Genomic DNA, 1,333 nt, shown 5'->3' with positions numbered 1-1,333 from the left:
GGTGTCTTGGCTCAAGACATCCCGGACAGATGTCGCACGACATACCGGACTGATGTCGCAAGTCACGCCGGACGACGGGCCGAGGCTCGACCATGTCGAAAGCCCGGCTGGTCATCACCGCGATCGAGGTCGAGGGCCGGTCCCCGGCTGAGGTCATCGCCGCCTACGGCGTGTCCCGGTCCTGGCTCTACGAGCTGCTCGGGCGCTACCGAGCCGAGGGCGGGGCCGCCTTCGAGCCGCGCTCCCGACGGCCGCACACCTCACCCCGCGCCACCTCGCCGCAGACCGTCGAACTGGTCCTCCGCATCCGCAAGGAGCTGGCCGAGTCAGGCCTGGACGCCGGCGCGGACACCATCGGCTGGCACCTGGCCCACCACCACCGCACGACGCTGTCGCGGGCGACGATCCACCGGATCCTGACCCGCGCCGGCGCGGTGACTCCCGAGCCGGTCAAGCGCCCGAAGTCCTCCTACCTCCGCTTCGCCGCCGAGCAGCCCAACGAGACCTGGCAGTCGGACTTCACCCACTACCGGCTGACCACCGGCGCCGACAGCGAGATCATCAGCTGGCTCGACGACCACTCCCGGCTGGCCCTGCACGTCTCCGCGCACCCCCGGATCACCGGCCCGATCGTGCTGGCCACCTTCCGGCAAGCCGCTGACCAGCACGGCTACCCCGCGTCCACCCTCACCGACAACGGCATGGTCTACACCACCCGCTTCGCCGGGGGCCGCGGCGGACGAACCGGCCTGGAGACCGAACTGGCCCGCCGCGGCATCGTGCAGAAGAACTCCCGCCCCAACCACCCGACCACCTGCGGCAAGGTCGAACGCTTCCAGCAGACGCTGAAGAACTGGCTCCGCGCCCAACCGGCGCAACCGGCCACGCTCACCGCCCTGCCGGCCCTACTCGACGCCTTCGTCGACGCCTACAACCACCACCGCCCGCACCGCTCGCTGCCGCACCGCGCCACCCCGGCCACCGCCTACGCGGCCCGCCCCAAAGCCACCCCCGGTGCCAATCTCGACACCCACCACCGAGTCCGCACCGACAGGATCGACACCACTGGTTGCGTCACCCTGCGCCTGGCCGGCCGGCTGCACCACATCGGCATCGGCCGAACCCACGCCGGAACCCACGTCCTGCTACTCGTCCAGGACTTCGACATTCGCGTCATCGACGCAGCCACCGGCGAACTGCTCCGCGAACTCGTTCTCGACCCCACCCGCGACTACCAGCCCACCGGCCGACCACCCGGCCCCACCCGGAAGTGACGGACGCCCGAACCCACGGAACGTGGGTCCGGGCGTCCAGGATGTCTTGCGACATCACA

At 70.7% G+C, this 1,333-nt stretch carries 1 protein-coding gene; it reads left to right on the top strand.

Annotated features, from left to right (window positions below):
- Positions 1-92 precede the first annotated feature (92 nt).
- On the top strand, positions 93-1,274 hold the full coding sequence (locus CHB98_RS20885; protein ID WP_089307533.1) for an IS481 family transposase: 1,182 nt from the start codon (positions 93-95) through the stop codon (positions 1,272-1,274).
- Positions 1,275-1,333 lie beyond the last annotated feature (59 nt).

This window comes from Geodermatophilus pulveris, assembly GCF_900188375.1.
In the GTDB taxonomy this organism is placed as follows: domain Bacteria; phylum Actinomycetota; class Actinomycetes; order Mycobacteriales; family Geodermatophilaceae; genus Geodermatophilus; species Geodermatophilus pulveris.
This window is presented reverse-complemented; position numbering and strand designations above follow the sequence as displayed.